This is a genomic window from Vibrio sp. SCSIO 43155 (assembly GCF_023716605.1).
GTDB classification, from domain to species: Bacteria; Pseudomonadota; Gammaproteobacteria; order Enterobacterales; family Vibrionaceae; genus Vibrio; species Vibrio harveyi.
In genome coordinates this window covers 381531-400599 of the sequence record NZ_CP071852.1, presented here as the reverse complement: position 1 = coordinate 400599, position 19069 = coordinate 381531, and the positions used below count along the sequence as shown (strand labels likewise).

Here is a 19069-nt window from a genome sequence, read left to right as displayed (position 1 = left end):
ATTACGACGCATGCACTTTATTCAAGAAATCCAACAACATCTGGTTGACGATTTCTGGCTGTTCCAATGAACTGATATGACCCGCTTCAGGGATCTCAACCAACTCACTGCCAGTGATGCAATCGTTCATTAAGTAAGATTCAAATACTGGACGAGGCTTATCCTCGCGACCAACCGCAATCAAGGTTGGCAATGCAAACATCTCTGCATCTTCGATAACGTCACGACGCCCAAACACCATACGTCCAATACGAGCTACTTCGACCGCGCGCTCACCTTGCAATGCCTCAAGACTTTGCTTGAATGATGCCACAAGTTCAGGATTGGCTTGCTCTGCGTTGTTGGCAAAGAACAGCGGTGTGACAGCCTCAACGATCGGTGCTGGTACGGCTTGAACTTGGCTTATCGCATCCAACATCGCAAAGTATTTCTTATGTGTAACTTCAGGTTCCAAACCGATGAATGTATCCATAAGAACCAGAGATTTAACACGTTGAGGAGCTTGTGACGTCAGCTCTGCTCCCCACATCCCACCAACCGATAAACCAACAATAGAGAATTGTTCGATCTCCAAATGATCCATGAGTGCCAGCATATGTTGAGCGTAATCTACTAAAGATCGTGTCGAAGCAGGCGCGGCGTCCGACTCACCATGCGCCCATAGATCAGGCACGATACAACGATATGATTGGCTCAACACTTCAATCTGTGGAGCCCACATTTGGTTATCCCACAAGTAGCTGTGACCAAACAGCAATACAGAACCTTCGCCCTTATCTAGGTAAGCAAGCTGCTGACCTTCAATTTCAAACTTATTCATTGTTATATCCATTTATTATTCTTCGGCACAATCCTATCACTGAAACGAAACAAAACTGCTCGCATCAGTTAGGCTCTTACAATCAATTACACAAGGTCTTTCAATTAGCTAGTTAAAAATAAAGGCCTCTGATGAGCAGAGACCTTTATCGTGTTGAATATATTTCAAACCTTCAGTAGAAGTTTGATTACGCGATTGGCGTAAGCTGGTCGATAGGCCAACGCGGACGCGCTTCTACCGACATATCTGCCACTTCACCGTTTTTCAGGCGTTGCATACCTGCGTATGCGATCATCGCGCCATTGTCCGTACAGAACTCAGTGCGTGGGTAGTAAACTTCACCACCAACTTTCTTCGCCAGTTTTTCAAGCTCAGCACGCAGACGACGGTTAGCACTTACACCGCCAGCAATAACAATGCGCTTCATACCTGTTTGCTCAAGTGCGCGCTTACATTTAATTGCCAGCGTAGCACATACCGCTTCTTCGAATGCGTAAGCGATATCAGCGCGAGTTTGTTCATCATCACCGTTTGCAGCAATCGTGTTTGCCGTGAAAGTTTTTAGACCTGAGAAACTCATGTCCAAACCTGGCACATTCGTCATTGGACGTGGGAATTTAAAGCGACCCGGAGTACCTTTTTCAGCCAACTTAGATAACAGTGGACCACCAGGGTAATCCAAGCCCATTAGCTTCGCAGTCTTATCGAATGCTTCACCCGCCGCATCATCAATAGATTCGCCTAGGATTTTGTACTCGCCGATGCCTTTAACTTCAACCATCATTGAGTGACCACCCGATACCAATACCGCCACAAATGGGAACGGTGGTGGGTTATCTTCTAGCATAGGCGCCAGTAGGTGACCTTCCATATGGTGAACAGGCACCGCAGGCACACCCCAAGCATAAGCAATACTGCGACCGATAGTGGCACCGACAAGCAATGCACCTACCAAACCCGGACCTGCCGTGTATGCAACACCGTCGATGTCTTTGGAAGTCAGATTCGCTTCTTTCAGAGCCTCTTTAATAAGAGGAATGGTTTTCTTAACATGGTCACGTGAAGCCAACTCAGGCACCACGCCGCCGTAATCTGCGTGAAGTTTTACTTGGCTGTAAAGCTTGTGTGATAAAAGACCTTTCTCATCGTCATAAATCGCGATGCCAGTCTCGTCACAAGAGGTTTCAATACCAATAATGCGCATGGTTTTCTCAGTGTGCTTTCTATATAGAGGAAATTTGGGCGTCATATTACCCTGCCTTGGTGCTTCAAACAAATTTTGTACAGACAATAGGCGATAAAACGCTTTACAAAGCTGTGTTGATCGGATTAAAATTCCGCACCATTTTTGATCAAGCTGGTAACTGACCAAACAATTGTGATTTGGTTCATTAAATTCCAGCGTTAACGAATAACCCCTGAGGTGAAAGGCATATGCCAGTAGTTAAAGTACGTGAAAACGAACCGTTCGACGTTGCTCTACGTCGTTTCAAGCGCTCTTGCGAAAAAGCAGGTATCCTTTCTGAAGTGCGTCGTCGTGAGCACTACGAAAAACCAACTACAGTTCGCAAACGCGCTAAAGCAGCAGCTCAAAAGCGTCACGCTAAGAAGCTAGCTCGCGAAAACGCTCGTCGCGTTCGCCTGTACTAATAACTGAGCTCCGGAAAGGAATTTAGTTATGGCTCTGATTGATAAACTCAAAGAAGAGCAAAAATTAGCGATGAAAGCCAAGGACAAATTGCGCCTTGGTACTATTCGTTTAGCTCTATCTGCAATTAAGCAACGTGAAGTTGACGAACAGATTACTCTGGGCGACGACGACATTCTTGCTGTGTTGACCAAGATGGTTAAACAACGTCGCGACTCTGTAACGCAATTTGAAGCAGCAGGTCGTCAAGATCTTGCTGATGCGGAACAAGCTGAAATTACCGTTCTTGAGGACTTTATGCCTCAACCACTGACAGACGAAGAAGTTGCAGCTCTTATTGAGAGCGCAGTTGCTGAATCTGGCGCAGCTGGCATGCAAGACATGGGCAAAGTAATGGGCGTTCTGAAACCGCAAATTCAAGGGCGTGCAGATATGGGTAAAGTAAGCGGTTTAGTTCGCGCTAAATTGGCTTAATACCCCACCCAATTGCAGCAAGCCGTGCTATCCTTTGGAACGCACGGCTTGTTTGTATCTGGCAGAATGGAATAACAAAAAGCCGCACACATGCTTTTCTCTGTAACCCATTCACACCAATCATGATTTTCTTTTTTTGTTAGGTTTTATGGCTGGACACATCCCTCGCAGTTTTATTGATGACCTCCTAGCTCGACTCGATATTGTCGATATCATCGACGCGCGCGTGAAACTTAAGAAAAAAGGCAAAAACTACGGCGCTTGCTGCCCTTTCCATAACGAAAAGACACCGTCATTCAGCGTTAGCCAAGAAAAGCAGTTTTATCACTGTTTTGGTTGTGGCGTGCATGGCAATGCCATCGACTTCATTATGGAGTTCGAACGCCTAGACTTTGTCGAAGCCATTGAAGAACTGGCATCCTATCTTGGATTAGATGTACCACGCGAACAACGCAGTGGTGGTGGCGGTCAATTTAACTCAGGACCACAAGCCAGCAGCAGCGAAAAACGTAGTCTCTACGATATCATGGGCAGCATTGCTCAGTTCTATCGTAACCAACTCAAGCAGCCAACAAGTAAAGTGGCGATTGAGTACCTAAAAGACCGCGGTTTGTCGGGTGAAATCGTACAGAAGTTTGGCATCGGCTATGTGGCGGATGAATGGGACTTAGTCCGTAAAAACTTTGGTCAGAACAAAGACAACCAAGACATGCTTGTGACTGGCGGCATGTTGATCGAGAACGACAAAGGTAACCGCTATGACCGCTTCCGTGGTCGTATCATGTTCCCCATTCGTGATCGCCGTGGTCGAGTGATTGGATTTGGCGGTCGCGTACTTGGTGACGGCACACCAAAATATCTGAACTCACCAGAAACGCCTATCTTCCATAAAGGTAAAGAGCTTTATGGTCTTTACGAAGTGCTACAAGCATATCGTGAACCACCACGAATTTTGGTGGTTGAAGGTTATATGGATGTTGTCGCGTTGGCGCAATATGGCGTAGATTACTCTGTCGCCTCTTTGGGCACGTCAACCACTGGCGACCACATTCAAATGCTGTTTAGGCAAACGAATACCGTCGTATGTTGTTACGATGGTGACCGAGCAGGTAAAGAAGCCGCATGGCGCGCGCTAGAAAATGCACTTCAGTACCTTAAAACGGGTAATACATTGAAGTTCCTGTTCTTACCTGACGGTGAAGACCCTGACAGCTACGTTCGAAAATATGGCAAGCAAGCCTTCGAACAGCAAATAGAACAAGCCACACCGCTTTCGAGTTATCTCTTTGATAACCTGATTGAATTACACCAAATCAACTTGGGTAATAATGAAGGTAAATCAGCACTACGAGCCTATGCGAGTGCATTGATTGACAAGATTCCTGATCCCTATTTTCAGGAGTTACTCGAAAAGCTGCTTGATGAACGCACGGGTTTTGATAACCGCTTACGTCAACCACGTAAAAAGACGGGTGAAAGTCGACCTCAGCCGCACAAAGAGATCAAACGAACTCCGATGCGCGAGGTAATCGCTCTACTTATTCAGAATCCGAGCTATGCTCAAATGGTACCGGATCTTTCCTCAGTGAGAGATTTATCCATACCAGGCCTAAGTTTATTTGTTGATGTACTTGATAAATGTCAGGCGCATCCCCATATCAACACTGGCCAATTATTAGAGCATTGGCGAAACAGCCAAAATGAGACCCTTCTGTCTCGTCTCGCGAGCTGGGATATTCCCCTCGATGAAGACAACCAAGAAGAAATATTTTTAGACTCACTGGATAAAATTATTGCCCAGTGCGTAGAAAAACAAATTGAAAACCTGCAGGCCAAAGCAAGAAGTGTCGGTTTATCAGCCGAAGAGAAAAGGGAGCTGCTAGCTTTGATGCTAGATTTAAAAGCGTAACCCTGTTTAATTAGTCAGCAACAATTTAATTTGTTATAGTAAGTGGTTTGCATTTCGCATACTGATTCCTTCACCAGATTACGAAGTTGGATACCGTCTATGGATCAAAATCCGCAGTCACAGCTAAAGTTACTTGTTATTAAAGGCAAGGAACAAGGCTATCTGACCTACGCCGAAGTAAACGACCACCTACCTGCTGAAATCGTAGATTCAGAACAGGTAGAAGACATCATTCAGATGATCAACGACATGGGTATCAAGGTAGTAGAAACTGCTCCTGATGCTGATGATCTTGCACTGAACGATGACACAAACATCACCGATGAAGATGCAGCTGAAGCTGCAGCAGCAGCACTTTCTAGCGTAGAAAGTGAAATTGGTCGTACAACAGACCCAGTGCGCATGTACATGCGTGAAATGGGTACTGTAGAGCTGCTGACTCGCGAAGGCGAAATCGACATCGCAAAACGTATTGAAGAAGGTATTAACCAAGTTCAATCGTCTGTTGCTGAATACCCTGGCACTATCCCATACATTCTTGAGCAGTTTGACAAAGTTCAAGCAGAAGAACTTCGTCTAACTGACCTAATCTCTGGATTTGTTGACCCTGATGCAGACGACACTGCTGCACCAACAGCGACGCACATCGGTTCTGAACTAACTGAATCTCAGCTAGAAGAAGAAGACGAAGAAGACGTTGATGAAGACGAAGAAAGTGATGACGATTCAGATGACACTGAAGAAGATGTAGGTATCGACCCAGAGCTTGCGCTTGAGAAATTCAACCAGCTACGCAGCACATACCAAAACCTTCAGCTTGCAATCAACGAGCACGGTTACGAAAGCCCGAAAGCAACAGTAGCTAACGAGTTGATGCTAGACGTATTTAAAGAATTCCGTCTAACACCAAAACAGTTCGACCACTTAGTGAATGAACTGCGCACAGCAATGGATCGCGTTCGTACTCAAGAACGTCTGATCATGAAGTCTGCAGTTGAATACGGCAAAATGCCGAAGAAATCGTTCATCGCGCTGTTCACAGGTAACGAATCAAGCGAAGCATGGTTAGATGAAATCCTATCATCTGACAAGCCATACGCTGAGAAGATCAAACGTAACGAAGAAGAAATCCGTCGTTCAATCGCTAAACTAAAAATGATTGAAGAAGAGACTTCTCTGAACGTTCAAAACATTAAAGACATCAGCCGTCGTATGTCTATCGGTGAAGCGAAAGCTCGCCGTGCGAAGAAAGAGATGGTTGAGGCGAACTTACGTCTAGTAATTTCTATCGCTAAAAAGTACACCAACCGTGGTCTACAGTTCTTGGACCTAATCCAAGAAGGTAACATCGGTCTGATGAAAGCGGTAGATAAGTTCGAATACCGTCGTGGTTACAAGTTCTCGACTTACGCAACGTGGTGGATCCGTCAGGCAATCACTCGTTCAATCGCGGACCAAGCACGTACGATTCGTATTCCGGTACACATGATCGAAACGATCAACAAACTAAACCGTATCTCTCGTCAAATGCTACAAGAGATGGGTCGTGAGCCGTTACCGGAAGAACTGGCAGAACGTATGCAAATGCCAGAAGACAAGATTCGTAAAGTACTGAAGATCGCTAAAGAGCCAATCTCTATGGAGACACCAATCGGTGACGACGAAGATTCGCATCTAGGTGATTTCATCGAAGATACTACGCTAGAGCTACCACTAGATTCTGCTACGGCAACGAGCCTGAAAATGGCAACGAAAGACGTACTTGCAGGTCTAACACCACGTGAAGCAAAAGTACTTCGTATGCGCTTTGGTATCGACATGAACACTGACCATACTCTAGAAGAAGTAGGTAAGCAGTTCGACGTTACTCGTGAACGTATCCGTCAGATCGAAGCGAAAGCACTACGTAAACTACGTCACCCAAGCCGCTCAGAAACACTGCGCAGCTTCCTAGACGAGTAATCGAAGCGATTAAAATCAAAAAAGGTGACCAATGGGTCGCCTTTTTTATTATCTGTGAAGCTAAGTGAATAAAAACTAAGCGCAATTGCCCCACCTAGTGGCTAGACACCTCGCAACGCTTCCCCTATAATCGTTGACCTATTAAGGCCCCTTAGCTCAGTGGTTAGAGCAGTCGACTCATAATCGATTGGTCCCCAGTTCAAGTCTGGGAGGGGCCACCATATTCAGAAGGCTCGTAGAGAAATCTACGAGCCTTTTTTCGTTCTAGTCCTTTCCATATCCGGTCCGCAATTACTTCCGGTAAGCTCTGGTCCATCAGGTCAGCCGAATCCTTCCACGTAGTCACCACAGCGATGCATTTCCTAGTCCAGAGTGATATCCACCATCAGAACCTTCTCTCGTCTGTACAGCACGAATCAGAGCAGATACATACCACTCAACACCAGAACCGAACCCCAGAAAAACTTCGCGCTGGAACCAACAAAAATATAACTAACATCCTGTCCATTAGCTGAAATTAATTAATGTAGGTATGGGATGGAAAGCTAGTTCAGTGACGGGAAGGACACCCATGATCCTAAAGCTCTCAGAACTAGCCAGTCAGGAAAAAACAGCATTAAATGAAGACCGATTACCCTCAGTGGTAATCGGTCTGTTATCTCTTAAGTGATTTAGGTCAGTAATCATCGGCACTCAACCACAGCCCCAGAAACAGCGGCTGATCACTGGACTGGTATTCATACTGAAACCAGAAAAAACAACGGCACACAGGATTACAGCGCGAATCTGGTATGAGTTAGGGCTAAGAGTTGGGTTAGTGGAATCAGATGGAACTACCGTCGACGACGACGGCTAACTGGACGGAAAACCTAAATAGGAAATTTACATTAGGGTTCGTGTCCAGCTCGGTATCTAGCCAAAATTACAGCTAAAGACCGGATAGGGACCGGACCGACGACGCCGTCGCGATAATTACAGAAACTACATCATGCAGGAAGTTAGGCAGAGTAAGCCTTAGAGGAAGATTACAGGGTCAGTCTGATGTGACCGACCCAGCGATCTAGGATTTTAGTTGTTGGGAGGGAGTGTGGTGAGGAACTGTGACTTTGGGCATTGAAATACATATGTGGAATAGTAATGTAAATTACTAATTTATTTCAACGAGTTAGGGTGATAGCATGACTTCAGATACAACTAAAGCAAAAAGAATTGTAAATAATGACCTAGAAAACTGGCGGGGAAACTTATCAGATTTACAACGAAAACTCATAAGAATATTAGCTCACAAAAATTTTAAAAATTTCGCTCAAAGAGAAAAGCTAATAAAAAAATTTCGAAAGACATCCTTAGCTAATTTCTATTGTCGAGAAGTTACCACTAAATTTAGTAATACTATAGCATGCCTGTCGCCTCTTGAGTCTGAACCTGATGCTATTGGTATAGTTCGAAAAAGCTCTAGTGCCGATATTGCATATAAAAAGCATCAAAATAAAAATAACAACACCTTTCACACGTTTGTAGTAAAAGATGACATTAGCAATGAGAGTGGGCTTCATATAATCATGTGTGATATACGAAGCAAAGATTGTAAGAAGTTAAATAGTTTTCATTCTGTCGCTAGAGTTACTAGGCACTGCTTAGAACGTGTCGTCGAACGAATGAACTTAAATAATATAAGGGAGGCATTGGATGAAATATTACAGTCATCAGATTTTTATGATGCATCAGGCTTCGAGCTATCCGTAAGGAAGAAGAAAAATCAAAAACCTGAATTCAAGCGACATATACCAACACCAACAGGAGCTTGTTTATTACAAACTAGCATTTCTATTGATTCAAATGGTGAAGAAGTTCAAAGCTGTAATTTGATTACTTGGATTCACAAGAAACAATTTTTTGAGAATCAAAAGGTTACAGAAAAACGTTACAACTATGCCCTCTCGGTAAATACTTATTTATCCATGACGGATCTTAAAGGTTGGCGGGATAATATCAAAAAGAATAGTGGTGACATTTCTAAACAATTAGTCGACATCAATGGAGAAGTGTACGACTTAGCGAATTTCATCAGTGATTTAGATAGAGAACAGTTTCTGGACTTTGAAATTGACTTTGAAAGATATAAGTCCAGCATCGATTAAAATCGAAACATAATAAAAATCAAAATCATATTAACTCTATGTTATCAATAATATGGAGTTAATCATGCTCAAAATAACCAACATTCAACAACTATCAACCCTACCAATCACCACAATCCTACAAGAACAAGTCAAAACCATACTCACCGAACCATTTCACGATGAAGCAGAAGCCCAACAGACATGGGATGAACTGCAATGTGAACTCTGGTTCCTAACCTCAATTTCGGACCTATCTGCCGTCGTCGTCGACGATATCGAAATGCTAAAACATGTACTGACCTATACCGAATTCGAAGACGATCTGGACTACGGAGCAGTGCTCACCCTGAGCATTGTCGAGGACTCTGGTAAGGGTATCTACATGCTGCTACCTAAGACACTACTCACCGATTTACGCCAATATTTCTCCATCGAGAATGACTAAGGAGGCAGTGATGCAATCCCGAAAATTCAAATTCAATAAGCGCCAGCTCGACTCACTACCACCGACGCCGCTGTCGAGCAAAAGTAAGGAAACTGAATATACCGACGAGTTGTGTAGCGGGCTCAAGCTGATAATTAACCGTCAGGGGAGGAAGCGTTTCCTCTTTAGGTACACCTACAATCGGGTTAAAAAATCCGTACAACTAGGTGAATATCCAGCGCTAGATATTGCCACCGCTCGTCAGATTGCCAATGACCATAAACGGGAAATTGCTCTAGGTAATGATCCCAAGGCTATTCGTGATGAGAAGCGCAACGTCCTTACGTTCCAAGAGTTCTCAGAACTGCATTACTTACCCTACGCAATGATGAACAAGCTTACTGCTAAAAGTGATGCGGGTAATCTCAAGCTTCATTTCTATCCGAAGTGGGGCAAGAAACCTCTTACTGAGATTGGTCAGCAGGATATTCAGAAATTACTTGATGGATTACTAGAAGGTAGAAAGCCAGCCACGGTCAACCGTCTGCGGTCCTTAATCCTGCGAATGTTCAGGCTCGCAATGGAGTGGCGCTTTGTTGACTCAAATCCCGGTCAGTACATCAGGAAGTTGAAGGAAAACAATGTAAGACAGCGATTCCTCTCACGGGCTGAGGTTTCCAGCTTCATCAAGGCATGTAACGAAGAACCGAATCGAACCCAAGCCAACGCATTGAAATTCGCACTTCTGACCGGAATGCGCATAGGTGAAATTACCGGTTCGAAATGGGAGTGCCTTACCGTCGACGACGACGGTAATTGGAGTCTATTTCTACCGCACACTAAGTCCGGACTATCGAGAACGGTACTACTGAATCATTTAGCTAAGGAGGTAATGAATGATCAGCGGAGATTTCAGGTTAGAGGCAATCCGTATATCTTTGCTGGTGATGCAGAAGGTAGACCCATTGCTCATCCTAAGAAAGCATTTGCCCGGATCAAAGCTGCTGCTGGTATCACTGACAACTTCAGGATTCATGACTTACGCCATAGCTTTGCTTCCATCCTGATCAACTCAGGGAATGCCACTCTGTACGATGTTCAACATTTGTTAGGCCATCAATCACCGCAGACTAGCACGAGGTATGCTCACTTGGCTTCAACGAGGTTGAGAGAAGTTAGTGCTAATGTGTCTGAGTTGGTTGGGGATGTAAGTCAAAGATAGACCAGAGGCGGCCAGTGAATTACTGGCTGTTTTTGGGGTTAATTAATTATATTGCTTAAGCGAAAAATTACGTTATTATTCAAAAATTATGTATACAAAGGTAACAAAATGAAATACTTAATTTTTTTATCAGTCTTCATTCTGGGTTGTTCTGGGCAGCATGTACAAAAAAGTGTTGTAAAGTCAGACATAACCCCTGAAACAAAAAACGCAATAGCTATATGTGCGAGTCAGTTTTCAGACGATCAAATAGTATATCTAGAAGGTGAGTATCTAAAGGAAAAAGCTCGGATCTCCGGTGGGACTAGTAGTAAAAGTAAAGGGATTGTAGTTGATCAATCAGGTATGACTGGTCAAGAAAAATTAGAACTAAAGAAAATGTATTATGATTGCATTGAGTCTCATAAGCAAAAAAAAAACATGAGTTAATCATTACGAAATCATACATGAAACCTTGGGGGCTATTTTTTACTGGTAAGCCATTAGCTTTCCTATCTATGGATGTGATGAACTTATCTAATGAACCCATCTTAATTACATCAGCCGAAGTTTCATTAGCTCACACAAATGGAATGTTGAAGAGAGAAGGACAAAGTGGTGGTGGAATGTCGTTTTTGCCGCAAAACAATAAACCAGTATTAATAGCTCCTGGTGAGAAAGAAACCGTTAGCATAAAAATAGGATTTCAGCTTGAAGGCTTAGAACAGCTCCTTCAAGCCATTGAGATCGACAAACAGCCTTATTTCTCTCTAACTGATGAGCCTAACTCACGAAAACACCTCCATGCATCTTATTTGGTTGATCATATGAATGATTATTTAGAGGCTGCATATGGTGAAGATGGAGCTATTGAAGTTATATTATACTCTGGAATAAAAACCAAAGTTTACTCAAATACTTTTCGCTTAAGTGACGGAAAAGACCTATTTGATAATTCAGGAAATATTGATTGGTCCGCTTTTCTAGGTGAGTTAGCTCATATTAAACAAGATAGCCCATTTAATAGCCATTAAGTGCTCACCAACAAATCCTAGATCGCTGGGTCGGTCACATCAGACTGACCCTGTAATCTTCCTCTAAGGCTTACTCTGCCTAACTTCCTGCATGATGTAGTTTCTGTAATTATCGCGACGGCGTCGTCGGTCCGGTCCCTATCCGGTCTTTAGCTGTAATTTTGGCTAGATACCGAGCTGGACACGAACCCTAATGTAAATTTCCTATTTAGGTTTTCCGTCCAGTTAGCCGTCGTCGTCGACGGTAGTTCCATCTGATTCCACTAACCCAACTCTTAGCCCTAACTCATACCAGATTCGCGCTGTAATCCTGTGTGCCGTTGTTTTTTCTGGTTTCAGTATGAATACCAGTCCAGTGATCAGCCGCTGTTTCTGGGGCTGTGGTTGAGTGCCGATGATTACTGACCTAAATCACTTAAGAGATAACAGACCGATTACCACTGAGGGTAATCGGTCTTCATTTAATGCTGTTTTTTCCTGACTGGCTAGTTCTGAGAGCTTTAGGATCATGGGTGTCCTTCCCGTCACTGAACTAGCTTTCCATCCCATACCTACATTAATTAATTTCAGCTAATGGACAGGATGTTAGTTATATTTTTGTTGGTTCCAGCGCGAAGTTTTTCTGGGGTTCGGTTCTGGTGTTGAGTGGTATGTATCTGCTCTGATTCGTGCTGTACAGATGAGAGAAGTTTCTTATGGTGGATATCACTCTGACAGGGGAAGTGTGACTCTGTGGTGACTACGTGGCGTGTTTAAGTGGTGCTAATGGACCAGTGCTTACCGGAAGTAATTGCGGACCGGATATGGAAAGGACTAGAACGAAAAAAGGCTTACGGATTTCTCCATAAGCCTTAAGGAATATTGGTGGCCCCTCGCAGACTTGAACTGCGGACCAATCGATTATGAGCGAAGGTCTGACGCAATCTCACCGCACAATCAACATAGAAACCCTGCCCCGAATCACGCCTAAATCCACCAGCAAAATCTCATCACCTGATTACCTACATGATTTTACTGACGTCGACAGCGGGAATTGTTGAGTGTGATTAGTACGACGACGCCGTCGAGGAAATGTAGAAAACTGTGTTGGAAAGACAGGCTCCTATAGATATGGCTTAATCATTTCCCTGTTTTTTAAACTAAACTTAAAAAACAAATCACTTTCTTCAGGGTTACCCACATCAATATTCCATAACTTAGTGAGTATCCAAACCAATGCAGCACTCTCTGTTAAATATAACTCATCCTCATCTGGCAGCATTCCAAAGTCTCGACGAATAGATGCTCTTTGCTCATCATTTAGTTCATTATGCAACTCAAGAAATAAAGGTAATGGAGTATTCCAATGGGTATCCTCCGATAACCTCTCATACTGAAAGGTGTTCCCATCGTCTTGTTCAATAGGCTTTACCTTTGTAGCTCTAGCAAAGTTGAAATTTTTAAACTTATATTTTTTAGTTTCACTCCGATCAAATGCTCTAAATATCCAATTTTTACCATCATACAAAATAGCAAGTGGAGCTAAATCTCTAGGTAGATGTTTGTCGCTACTTCCCGATATATAACAACATTCTATAGCTTTTTCATTGGATATAGCTCTAGTAATTCTAGCCACTTCATCAACATCCAACTGATTTTTTACAACACCTATTTTCCTGTATTGGAGTATTGGCCTACCTGCAATCTTATTTTTATTAAAACCATGAGCTAACATTCCTAGAGCCTGTTCTGCTCCAATTGGAATCAGAGGGGTATATTTTTCTAAGTTGATAACATTTAGCTTATTTGAACGATCATGAACAAGGTTTTCTTCTCGATATTCCCTGTAAAGGGAGATCATTCTAGTTGCAGCAGCTTCAGCTAGTCCAAACTCCTCTTTTAAGTCTGCTCGTCGTATAAAACCAGTAAATCGCAACTTAAAATCGATAAACGCTAATCTCTCAGCATGACTACCAACTTCGCTAACAAGCTGGGTGTAGCTATATAATTCACTCATTTACACACCTTAAAAATGATGCAGTTATAGGCTTCAAACTAGCACTCAAACAAAACAAAATCAAATAACACACATCATATAGATCGGTGTTATTTGATTTTTTTACCAAAAACCCAGCTCATAGTATTGACCTTAGATGTTGTGCTGATTACTATGTGAACTAAGAGGTAATACCCTAATGAAACAGTGATGGATATAGTGCTTTATCGTTAAAAAAACAGAGTGAGATAATGAATGTCGACCAAGTTTAAACGTGACGAGAACAGAAAGGTGAGGAGCTTAATAAAGGAGGTGAGAGACTTAGAAAACTGAAAAAGCCCAAAAAGCGGCAACTTTTTGGGCTCATGAAACTTGTAACTAAAAGCGCATTAGGACGGCAATCCTACTGTATAAATACACATATCACTCCTGCTACCGTGTAAGGATATGTTTCAAACCGAACATGGTCAATGGTCCGGGGTGATTTATTTGAGAGAATTCAAATTATGAATCGACCAAATCTAAATCAAAACGAGAATGTTGAGTATATTTTTCGACCATACATAACTGTAAAGGGAAAGCGTATTACACGTAAGAATGGTGGTATGTTCAAAATCCCGGTCAAAAAGAAGTAAGCCGTTTAGCTGGGGAATTAACTCCCCAGCATTAACCGAACATTTGATAAATAAGGATAATTACATGGATCTTGCTTTTTGTACTCTTGACGGAAGAACATGGAAATCTGATGAATTCTGGGCCCTGGGAGAAAGCAATATAGTAACAATGAGACGTAACTTGAAGTGCGTTTCTTGTGAAGGCGATGCTTGGTTTAGAAAGTCTAGCTACGGCAAAAAAGTACCTCACTTTTGTGCTCACCACACTGATGACTGCGAATATGCCACTAACTATGAAGTTATAGATGACGGAGATGGTGGTGATGGCCAACCTGCAGCTAACCCGAATAGCGGTATTACATTAAATTTGGGGTTGGAAAAAAACTATGAAGTTGATGTAAAACCTCTAGCCCCTCAGGGTGATATTCCTCGAGGTGAAAAACGTTCAGGTGAGAAAGCCAAAAATGCTGGAGGTAAGGACTACCCTGCTCACCTCACATTGAAAAACTTGCTATATAAACTAGTTCGTTCCACCGATGCCATGTATGCATCTGGTACTGATGTGTATATACCAGACGCTCCTTTCCCCGACCTTCCAGCTAAAGCTGATGAGCTTTTCGTGGAATTCAAAAACGTACACGAAGGACTGCATGAAAAAAACCGCATTTTCTGGGGCTTTATCAGTGACGCTGCATACTCAAATGATGGAAAATTGTGGCTAAATGCCGGTAATCGTTCTGACGGTTTAAGTGTTTCAATTAGACCAGAGCTCGTCTCAGAGTTTCTTGAATACTTTAAAGTAGATAAAGATTTAGAACATTTACAAGGTTGTCATGCCTTAATTATTGGTGATTGCTATTATGCCGCAACTGGAAAACCTGTAATTTGGTGTAGTAAGCTCGATTTCATCGTACTCCGACGTTACAACTTCGATAAGATCTAAATCTAAATCTAAAAAATCCGGTGTTGATGGGATAAAACCTTCAATACCGGATTTTACTATCCACATTAAAGAAGCTCCTACCCCGTATGGCAAGCTTCTGAGCAGTAATAACACCCATTGGCCTTTGAATAGGTTTTCTTCGCTGCAGCAACTGCAGACCCACAACTAGCAAACTCACCAAGATACGTTCGGTTATGTTCCAGTGGCATGTAAGAGCAACCTTGCTTATGCACTTCATGATCGCCATTAGCTTGTTGATTCTTGTTCACATAATACCTAGCCATACTATCCTCAATATCAGTAATAAAAAACCAATATAAGACTTAGCTTATAAAGCCATGTTTTCAACATGGGAATGCAAAATGTTCCATATCTAACAATTATCGATTGTCATCGTCGACGTCTATCACCAACCGTCGACGGCTGCACTAAAACAAAAAATCCGACACCGATGACCAAAGCCACCAATGCCGGATGTGTTGATTAAATCAAAGGTTTCTCTGAAACCATAATGTAACGCTCTGCATCTCGTCCAAACTTGAAGTAAATGCCATTGGCATTCAAGCTCGATTCTTGCCCCTTAATCTTTGCTGACAACGCCGCTGCACCTTTAGGTAGATACATGCTTTCTTCGAACTCTTGAAGTTTATTCAGAAGCTCGGAAGGTTTGCCCTTCCACGGCTTACCTTCAGCTTTCTTAAGCAATGCCGTAAAAGCAATAGTTAAACTATCATCTGCCATACCTGACGCCATCAACGACTCTACGTTCTTCTCGTACACTTTTTGCAGCTTTCCCTCTGGGAGTTTCCAGATTTTTTCTAGCGCTCCTATCCATTTGGCGTAGTCCATCATGCGAGCTTCGTACATCACCTCAACATCAGGCAATACCGCCAACGCTTTGGATGCAAGAGTCAGTAAGGCACCGAATATCTCTGGCATTGATGCTTCTAACTCAGCTTTCAACTCTTGTTCAGGACGCCTATTGCCTTTCTTCATCGGCTCCAAGTTGACTCGGAGACAACGGGAAGCTAGGTCTGACTCTTTTACAAAGTCATGAATACCATTTAGCACCAGTGGACTATGTAGCTCTAGCATCGTCACTTCTGCTGTCTTGTACAATGTTCGCTTCGTTATGGTTCCCTTAGTAGCTACCGTACAAAGCAAATCACTTTGACGCTTAGTTAAGCTTCTAAGGTTATCAATAACAACTAGCGACATACCGTTGATGGTCAAAACAAAGTCACTTTGCTTAGGAAAAGCCATCGCTGAGACTGCGCTAGGATCTAACAAGCCACGAAGCACGTTATTACAGAAGAAGCTTTTTCCAGCCCCCTTTTCCCCCTGAATCATCAAAATAGGGTAAGGAACACCTTTTGCTTTAGGGTGAGCCATTAAGTAAGTCATATAAGCCACTAACAAGAAGAAAGTATTCGTGTCGGTATTAATGAACTTTCTCAACTTGGCCAAGGCTGATTTGGTGTCACCACATGGCAGCTTAGGCGTAACCATTGGTAGCTGAAAGCTCGGTCGCTGAAAATAGAGATTCTCATTACTAGCTGGCATTGTATCCAACACTTCAACACCTTGAGCGCTAAGTTGAGCAATCTGTCCGTTCGAGAGGTCAATGGTCACTGTTTCAGTTCCCGGAGCCATACCATAGCGTATCTGAGGCTTAATTAACGGTTGTTCATGCTCCCAAGCAATAGCCTTTACTTCATCTAATACATCTTTAACCATTTTACCAACTAATCTCAACTCTACTCGCTTAGCATACTTACGAATCATCTGCTCTCCCTTATCAGAAACCAATGGGATAGCTTGATTAGACTCTCCGGTATGCTCAATCAAATATGGTGTCCGTGATTCGTCCTGCTTAACTACGCTAGGGGTAAACTGTTCTAACAACTCTGCGAATGCATTTTTATCAGCCATTGTAAAAATCTCCTTTAATACTATTTTTCTTGGGATGGCAGCATCATTTCGACTGCCACTTTTAAACGGAAACCATTTAGAACATCGGCGGCGGCGTCGGTGAGAGCCTGAGTTGCCGCATCCAATTGGTTTTGAAATTGTGCTTGTTCTAACCTCACCAAGAACGAATCGTGGTTGGTGAGTAGAAGTGGAATGTTCGCATCATCAAGACGTAGACAGGCTCGGCGCATAATGTCGGCACCTGTTGCTTGAATCTTCCAATTAGTTAGCGAGAGTTGCCCGTCCAAATCCGAAATGGTGTATTTCCAATCTAAGGAACGAGCGAAGCCTTGATGTCGAATAACATCGGCAGATCTAGCGAGATAGCGGTCAATTGGGCAAATAAGACGAGATAGCTCATTAGACAGAGCTCTAACTAGACTCAAGGTAAGATCCAGTTTTTCAGCGAGAGCTCGATAACCGATACCATATAAGCGCCCAATGAGCATTTGCTTACACTGGTCACGACTAAATTGCCCGCCAACTAACTGAACGATATTTTTGTATATGTCCCCCTTTTGGTACCAATGCATGAGCACCTGACATTGCGCAAAATAAGCGGCAATCATGGGTTCTTGTTGCTGGTAATCTAAAAGGGCATAAACACTGCCTTTAGGTGGACTCAGTACAGACTTCCAGTACTGCTTAGGAACTTGGTTCAGAGAAGAACCAAGAACATGATCACGACCTGTTTTAGTATGAAAAGCCGAGACAACAGGACGATACCAATGTCCGGTAGAATCTGTATTTAGTGCTGTAACAATGCCTTGATATTGCTTAGATACGAATTGGCTTGTACCCGATTTTTTCTGTGAGTACGAACTAATTCGCTTAAGCATTGCAGTACGATTTACTCTAATCGCTTCTCTGCTTTTTAGATGCTCTATATGCCGCGTAATACGACGTTGAACATCCAAAGGGGGTAAGCTCGAAACAGGTTTAACCTCTTGAGCAATATGGTCAGGTAGGTAACCTTGCGCTGAGTGAACAAGTAACTGTTTATTCAGCGCATAGGTATGTGGTCCAAGACCATAACGTGCGATTGCGATTCATGCTGCAATATCATCGAAATCCAAATCATCAAGGTCAATCTCATCTTCAATTTCGATTTCTTCCAATTCTTCTAACGGCTCTGGGTCGTCCGAGAAAATTCCATCTTCAGAAGGATCTCTCACTCTTTCAGCGTCGGCGTCGTCATTACTCACTTGCTTTTGTTCAGTATCACCGTCGACGACGTCAACGAACTCACCTTTATTTTCCAACAACGCTTGAGCAACAGGATGTTCTAGGGAGTCGATGTGATACTCTCCACCAAACGTTTCATCAAAAGCTTTCGCTACAAGAGACATATCAACATCGAATGGGGCGATATCATGCTCAACCGAGTAACTATAGACACCAGCCTCGTTGTTACGTTTTACAGAGATAACTTTCCCCTCAGCGCTCGCCTTCACCGCGTCTAGCTTGCTGCGATTCCAAGAGTTTGATGGATTGCTACTCAATAGAACTAGGCGAATCTCGTTTTTTTGTCGTTTGCAGAACATGAAGTACCTTTTGAGATACTTCTTTTTTGGGTAAGGACTGCGCAACATCGGCATCTACATAATATGTATACTTATATCCTGTCTCGTCATCGTATCGCTCAATCGTAAGCAACTTCTGCACTTCAAACTTAGCCATGAATGGCACACCATCTGACGGCATCATGTTCGACAATGCGTTACTAGGAATCTGCGCTTTGAAGTTAGCTACTTTTTCGGCCTGTGCATTTAGTTTTTCAAATAGACTCATTTCATTCTCTCCTAAGTTATCAATAGAAATTGATGCGATTTAATTCAGCATCGCAATAGGCAGCCATTAAGTTGCTAAATCAACATTCAAACGTCGTAGAGCGTTACTTTCCAGGTTGTTAAAGAGCATTGAGAAGGTCTCCCTCTCTCTGTGGTTTGTATTAAACAGTATGGCGACATC

Annotated in this window: 18 protein-coding genes and 1 tRNA gene; 11 read left to right on the top strand and 8 right to left on the bottom strand. The window is 43.0% G+C overall.

Annotated elements, in window-relative coordinates:
* Position 1 precedes the first annotated feature (1 nt).
* Both J4N44_RS01905 and tsaD read right to left on the bottom strand, forming a co-directional pair.
* The gene (locus tag J4N44_RS01905; RefSeq protein WP_252044804.1) at positions 2 to 820 is read right to left on the bottom strand and encodes an alpha/beta fold hydrolase; all 819 of its coding nucleotides are present in this window, start codon (positions 818 to 820) and stop codon (positions 2 to 4) included.
* A 187-nt stretch (positions 821 to 1007) separates the two neighbouring features.
* On the bottom strand, positions 1008 to 2024 hold the full coding sequence (tsaD, locus tag J4N44_RS01900) for a tRNA (adenosine(37)-N6)-threonylcarbamoyltransferase complex transferase subunit TsaD (protein WP_005450422.1): 1017 nt from the start codon (positions 2022 to 2024) through the stop codon (positions 1008 to 1010).
* Between the two features lie 230 nt (positions 2025 to 2254).
* On the opposite strand from tsaD, the gene rpsU reads away from it, so the two are divergent.
* From rpsU to J4N44_RS01850, 10 genes are all read left to right on the top strand, one after another.
* Positions 2255 to 2470, top strand: coding sequence for a 30S ribosomal protein S21 (gene rpsU / locus J4N44_RS01895; RefSeq protein WP_001145625.1), 216 nt, complete (start codon positions 2255 to 2257; stop codon positions 2468 to 2470).
* Positions 2471 to 2498: 28 nt separating this feature from the next.
* Complete coding sequence (locus tag J4N44_RS01890; RefSeq protein ID WP_005450424.1) at positions 2499 to 2942, top strand: GatB/YqeY domain-containing protein; 444 nt, start codon at positions 2499 to 2501, stop codon at positions 2940 to 2942.
* Between the two features lie 148 nt (positions 2943 to 3090).
* Entirely contained in the window at positions 3091 to 4851 is a 1761-nt protein-coding gene (gene dnaG / locus J4N44_RS01885) for a DNA primase (protein WP_017190063.1), read from the top strand.
* A gap of 99 nt (positions 4852 to 4950) precedes the next feature.
* Complete coding sequence (rpoD, locus tag J4N44_RS01880) at positions 4951 to 6813, top strand: RNA polymerase sigma factor RpoD (RefSeq protein ID WP_009697585.1); 1863 nt, start codon at positions 4951 to 4953, stop codon at positions 6811 to 6813.
* Positions 6814 to 6958: 145 nt separating this feature from the next.
* Positions 6959 to 7034: transfer RNA gene (locus J4N44_RS01875), tRNA-Ile, on the top strand.
* 957 nt (positions 7035 to 7991) lie between these two features.
* Positions 7992 to 8954 (top strand): hypothetical protein, encoded by a 963-nt coding sequence (locus J4N44_RS01870; RefSeq protein WP_110178335.1) that lies wholly within the window; start codon positions 7992 to 7994, stop codon positions 8952 to 8954.
* Positions 8955 to 9018: 64 nt separating this feature from the next.
* Positions 9019 to 9381, top strand: a complete 363-nt coding sequence (locus tag J4N44_RS01865; protein ID WP_252044803.1) for a hypothetical protein — start codon at positions 9019 to 9021, stop codon at positions 9379 to 9381.
* A 10-nt stretch (positions 9382 to 9391) separates the two neighbouring features.
* Positions 9392 to 10582 (top strand): site-specific integrase, encoded by a 1191-nt coding sequence (locus J4N44_RS01860; RefSeq protein WP_252044802.1) that lies wholly within the window; start codon positions 9392 to 9394, stop codon positions 10580 to 10582.
* A 108-nt stretch (positions 10583 to 10690) separates the two neighbouring features.
* Entirely contained in the window at positions 10691 to 11011 is a 321-nt protein-coding gene (locus J4N44_RS01855) for a hypothetical protein (protein ID WP_252044801.1), read from the top strand.
* A gap of 17 nt (positions 11012 to 11028) precedes the next feature.
* Positions 11029 to 11595 (top strand): hypothetical protein, encoded by a 567-nt coding sequence (locus J4N44_RS01850; RefSeq protein WP_252044800.1) that lies wholly within the window; start codon positions 11029 to 11031, stop codon positions 11593 to 11595.
* Between the two features lie 1102 nt (positions 11596 to 12697).
* On the opposite strand, the gene J4N44_RS01845 is transcribed toward J4N44_RS01850, so the two are convergent.
* Positions 12698 to 13591 carry a BrxR family helix-turn-helix transcriptional regulator gene (locus tag J4N44_RS01845; RefSeq protein ID WP_252044799.1) on the bottom strand — a complete coding sequence of 298 codons (894 nt, stop codon included), beginning with the start codon at positions 13589 to 13591 and terminating at the stop codon, positions 12698 to 12700.
* Between the two features lie 678 nt (positions 13592 to 14269).
* Here J4N44_RS01845 and J4N44_RS01840 point away from each other — a divergent pair.
* Complete coding sequence (locus J4N44_RS01840; RefSeq protein WP_130350492.1) at positions 14270 to 15127, top strand: hypothetical protein; 858 nt, start codon at positions 14270 to 14272, stop codon at positions 15125 to 15127.
* Positions 15128 to 15204: 77 nt separating this feature from the next.
* On the opposite strand, the gene J4N44_RS01835 is transcribed toward J4N44_RS01840, so the two are convergent.
* From J4N44_RS01835 to J4N44_RS01815, 5 genes are all read right to left on the bottom strand, one after another.
* Positions 15205 to 15411, bottom strand: a complete 207-nt coding sequence (locus J4N44_RS01835) for a hypothetical protein (protein WP_025983412.1) — start codon at positions 15409 to 15411, stop codon at positions 15205 to 15207.
* 199 nt (positions 15412 to 15610) lie between these two features.
* A complete protein-coding gene (locus J4N44_RS01830; RefSeq protein WP_252044798.1) occupies positions 15611 to 17059 on the bottom strand; it encodes an AICE element replication initiation protein in 1449 nt (482 codons plus the stop codon).
* 20 nt (positions 17060 to 17079) lie between these two features.
* A complete protein-coding gene (locus J4N44_RS01825) occupies positions 17080 to 17937 on the bottom strand; it encodes a DNA polymerase (RefSeq protein ID WP_252044797.1) in 858 nt (285 codons plus the stop codon).
* A gap of 210 nt (positions 17938 to 18147) precedes the next feature.
* On the bottom strand, positions 18148 to 18600 hold the full coding sequence (locus tag J4N44_RS01820; RefSeq protein WP_252044796.1) for a hypothetical protein: 453 nt from the start codon (positions 18598 to 18600) through the stop codon (positions 18148 to 18150).
* Positions 18593 to 18889 carry a hypothetical protein gene (locus J4N44_RS01815; RefSeq protein WP_252044795.1) on the bottom strand — a complete coding sequence of 99 codons (297 nt, stop codon included), beginning with the start codon at positions 18887 to 18889 and terminating at the stop codon, positions 18593 to 18595. Before J4N44_RS01815 ends, J4N44_RS01820 begins: the two co-directional genes overlap by 8 nt.
* Positions 18890 to 19069: the final 180 nt, after the last annotated feature.